A 4,073-nucleotide genomic window follows, 5' to 3' on the forward strand; every position below is an offset into this window, starting at 1 on the left:
TTTTTTTAGATAAAGTGGCAAAAATTCCGCAAGAGTAAAATTCAGATCTTGAGTAAGTTTTTCAGAGTTTGAGTAGGCAGAAAATCAGAATTTTTATAAATTCTGATTTTTTGCGTCAGAGTGAAATTCCGCTATGTTTGGCAACTACCTGCTAAACGCAGTTCGGCTTTGAGAACGAAGATACAAAAAGTGGAAGATAATGAGGTTTAAATTTGCGCGACCACGCAAATTTAGAGCTTATTATCCGTCTCGCTTGACGAATTTTTCCACAGAAAAATTTGATAAGTGAGCCACTTTATTGGATCGATAGTTCGAGAAGTCGGATCAAATTGCGTATAGCACTGACGATGGTTTACGTTTTCCCTCAATGGGCAGTAAAAGCTGTACTTGGCTAAATTGACAGACTTGCAATTTGGTTTAGCAGGTAGATGGAATACATGCACCAAAAGGTTGGGAGCAACGCAGTTGCGGAAACATTTTGGTCAGCTTTTCGCTGAATGTATTCCATCGGTTAGTATATGAAAAGTAGGCGATTTCGAAGCATTACACTTTCAGATAAGCACAAAGTTTGATACGAGCTAAAACCCTTGAATTTATTGCTATTTCGCCTATTTTTTATATACATTGTTACCTGCTGGCTTTATTCCGTTCTACTAGGTTTTTAGCGTTGGCAAAGACATACTCTTTTGCAATTTTTGGCTCGTGTATCGGCTGGTGCGAATTGCAAATGTGTATGGCTTTTAACGTTGGCTATTTCGTAAACCTAATTTGCAAATTCAGGTTAAAATATAATTCTCCGTTTTCCTCGTAAATTTCTCCAAATCCGTGTCGAGAAGAACTTGCTGTATCGAGTTTTGTATTATTTAGCAAGTAATCCTCAAACTCATTCCTGTTGTATATATGATAACATAAAACGTCTCCATTTTCTTTGACGATTAAATATCCACCTGTCGCATCATATATTCCTGTCCAAACTTGCGAGGGCATCATTCCAAGTGCAACATCAGTCAAGAAGCGTTTTATTTTGTATTCGTAAAACTTATGTTCGTTTTCAATATCATAGTTCAATGGATTTTTGTCCGCTGTTTTGTTTAACAAATCGGTCAAATGAGAAAACTCACTCGAATAAAAGTCAAAGACGATTTGCGATAAAATTTCAGGTAGCAAACTGTCTATTAAAACAAGATTATTTGAGAATATAGGTTTTTGAGCTTTATAAAAATCTAAAGAGCAATTGTTTTGCAAAATTGCTTTTACTCGACCTTTTAAGTCTGCTGATTCTTTTTTTCCTCTTTTTACAATTAAGGAATTTATCCTATTAATTTCTTGAGGTTGTATAGAACCATTTATTTTATAAATAAAATTTGTCGTTTTGCCTGCATTTAATAGAGTAGAAGGGCTTCCGAGTTGTGATTTTATACTAAATCCTAATGTCGGTTGTTGATTCGTTCTTTGGTCGTGAACAACAATTGTAATATCGGTTTTTGCTGAAGAACTAGCTTTTAAGGAAATACAATTTATAGATTGCATAAACTCCTCAATTTCTGGAACAGAAAAAGTCCTTTCTTTATTTTGTTTAATTGCGTTTAAAAGGGAAAGAGCTTTGTCCTTAAAGTCTGAAATAGGAATTTTTAAAACTTCTTCATCTCCCGAAACTAAAATAATCTCATCTTGAATTGAATATTCAAAATTACCGTTGTTTTCGGTGCGAAGTATTTTGATAATTGGATAAACTAAACCTTCTAATTTTTCAATGTCTTTGTTTCCAAGAAATAATTGTTTGTCGCCTAATAATTTGAAAAGCGCATAAATTTCGCTCCATTCTCCCTTATTTCCTGTAATCATTTGCAGTTAAGTTTTTCTATTATTTTTTCCGCTGTTGCTTGAATTGCGGGAACTGCAACTGAATTTCCGAATTGTTTGTATGCTTGTGCGTCTGAAACTATGATTTTAAAATTGTCTGGAAAGCCTTGTAATCTCGCCCATTCTCGTGGTGTCATTTTTCTAATCCCTTCTCGATTTACCTTTCCCGAAATGTTAGTTATTGGTTTAAAATTTGTTAGTCTATCATCAAGAACTAAATTTCGTTCTCTGCCCATTCCTCCACAAACAACTGCGTTTGCTGTTCCATCATTTGGAATTATTTCGTAACCAAATCCATTTCCTTTGCTTTCGTGGCGTGCTCTGTGATTTTTTAATGTTTGAACGTAAGTTGTTGATAAATAATATTTAACAGAAACTTCTTCTTGTTCCAAAATATCATCTAATACTGCGGTTTTATTAGTTGGTTCTGGATACTGAAAATCAGTTATTCCTAAATCTTTACGGAAACCTACGATAAAAATTCGTTCACGATTTTGAGGAACGCCAAATTCTTTTGCATTTAATATTTGAGGTTCAGGCACATAATAGCCTAAATCTTCTCTAAGCACGTTTAAAATTGTTGCTAATGTTTTTCCTTTGTCGTGATTTCTTAAACCTTTTACGTTTTCGAGAAAAATTGCTTTTGGTTGTTTCCTTTTTATAATTTCAGCAACATCAAAAAATAATGTTCCTCTTGTATCTTCAAATCCGCCACGTCTTCCCGCAATCGAAAACGCTTGACAAGGAAAACCTGCACATAGCACATCAAAATTATCTGGAATATAATTTTTTGTTTCAGGTTTTGTAATATCGCCAAACGGAATTTCTCCAAAATTAGCTTTATAAGTTTGTTTTGAATATTTGTCCCATTCGCTTGTAAAAACGCACTTCCCTTCTAGGTTTTGAAGTGCTAAACGAAATCCTCCAATTCCTGCAAAAAGGTCAATAAATTTAAATTTTGGTTTTTCAGGTGCTGGAAATGGAACAGTTTTATTGAGGTCAAAAATCAAATATTGAAGTGCTTCTTCCGCTACTTTATTTGTGACTTTTTCTGTGGGATATTCTTTTTCAAGAATTTCTTTTACGTAAGAAAGTGCATCTTTTTTGTAAAATTGAGAAACTCCATTTTTATGATTGTGTAAATAATGCGTAAAAGAAGCAGGTTTAGAATTATCTGGGTCAACTACTTTTATTTCAAATAGTTGTCCGTCAATTTTTTCTATGTCAATTCTTTCTTTAATCATTATCTCTTATTTAACCGTACAAGTTAATAAAGTTTGCTGTTTTGGTTGGTCGGTTTCTATATTTTTATTCACAATCTTTTCACTATGTTTTCGAGCGCAAAGGCAAAAAACAGCTCTTTTGGTTTTTCAGCGTTGGCTTATGTGTCGGCAAAAACCAAATGTGCTGTTTGTGCGGCTGGGTTCAGCTTGCAGGTAACGTCTTCGTGTATGGTATGTTGCGTTGTTCAGCTTAAAGATAATAAACTATCATGAACCAGAGGAAAATCCGTAGGATTTTCCGAGTAGGCTAGTAGAAGCAATATATTATACACGTTGTTAGCTTTTAGTGCTTTTTTCAGTTTATTATTTGTTCCTTTTATTAATTCCGTAAACTTGCTTGAAATTCCGATTGAGTGATTTTCCTATTTTGGTTTTTCATTCAGAGTTTGAGTAAGTAATTCCGCAATTTGCTAAATTCCGATTATTGATTAATACAAGATTAATTCTTTTTTAAATTCATAATGTTGTGCTGTTTTTTCATATCTCAACAAAACACGTTTTGCATTTTCAGGAATATATGCAGTTTCATAATTTTCTCCAGCAAACTTTTTCACTGAATTGATACAATCGAATTGAAGAGTTAAAAAGAATTCCACCTCATTTTTTCTATTCTGCGTTGAAATGCTGACCTTTTCTAATCCATCAACTCCATTCTTTTTCACAGTTGGAAATACTTCATTAATCAGCATATCTTCGTAAATAGGTGCGTTCTCTATTGTCGTCCAACCTTTCCAAGTTCTGATAATTCTTGTTTTATTCTCCATAAAATTCAGTTTTAATTTCTTTTATGAACTTCGATTCCACAAACTTGCTCTGGCATTAAAGCTAACGGTTTTGTGTATGGTTAGTTTGCGTTGTTAAGCAACTAATTTAATAAATAAAAACTAGCCATAAGTGAAATTCGGCAGAATTTCACGACAATTAAGA

3 protein-coding genes are annotated in these 4,073 nt (G+C 33.4%); all 3 read right to left on the bottom strand.

The window, feature by feature from the left end:
* Window positions 1-750 precede the first annotated feature (750 nt).
* The 3 genes from LY08_RS13400 to LY08_RS13685 all read right to left on the bottom strand — a co-directional run bounded on the left by LY08_RS13400 (window position 751) and on the right by LY08_RS13685 (window position 3,910).
* A complete protein-coding gene (locus tag LY08_RS13400; protein WP_111660941.1) occupies window positions 751-1,845 on the bottom strand; it encodes an HpaII family restriction endonuclease in 1,095 nt (364 codons plus the stop codon).
* Window positions 1,842-3,107 (bottom strand): DNA cytosine methyltransferase, encoded by a 1,266-nt coding sequence (locus LY08_RS13405; protein WP_111660942.1) that lies wholly within the window; start codon window positions 3,105-3,107, stop codon window positions 1,842-1,844. The genes LY08_RS13400 and LY08_RS13405 overlap by 4 nt, the downstream gene beginning before the upstream one ends.
* Before the next feature lie 467 nt (window positions 3,108-3,574).
* On the bottom strand, window positions 3,575-3,910 hold the full coding sequence (locus tag LY08_RS13685; protein ID WP_245907596.1) for an antibiotic biosynthesis monooxygenase: 336 nt from the start codon (window positions 3,908-3,910) through the stop codon (window positions 3,575-3,577).
* Window positions 3,911-4,073: the final 163 nt, after the last annotated feature.

Source organism: Olleya aquimaris (assembly GCF_003259525.1).
In the GTDB taxonomy this organism is placed as follows: Bacteria; Bacteroidota; Bacteroidia; order Flavobacteriales; family Flavobacteriaceae; genus Olleya; species Olleya aquimaris.

Excerpts from the sequence above, each read along its gene's own strand:
- LY08_RS13400 (WP_111660941.1), bottom strand. The coding sequence starts at position 1,845 with ATGATTACAGGAAATAAGGGAGAATGGAGCGAAATTTATGCGCTTTTC.
- LY08_RS13405 (WP_111660942.1), bottom strand. The coding sequence starts at position 3,107 with ATGATTAAAGAAAGAATTGACATAGAAAAAATTGACGGACAACTATTT.
- LY08_RS13685 (WP_245907596.1), bottom strand. The coding sequence starts at position 3,910 with ATGGAGAATAAAACAAGAATTATCAGAACTTGGAAAGGTTGGACGACA.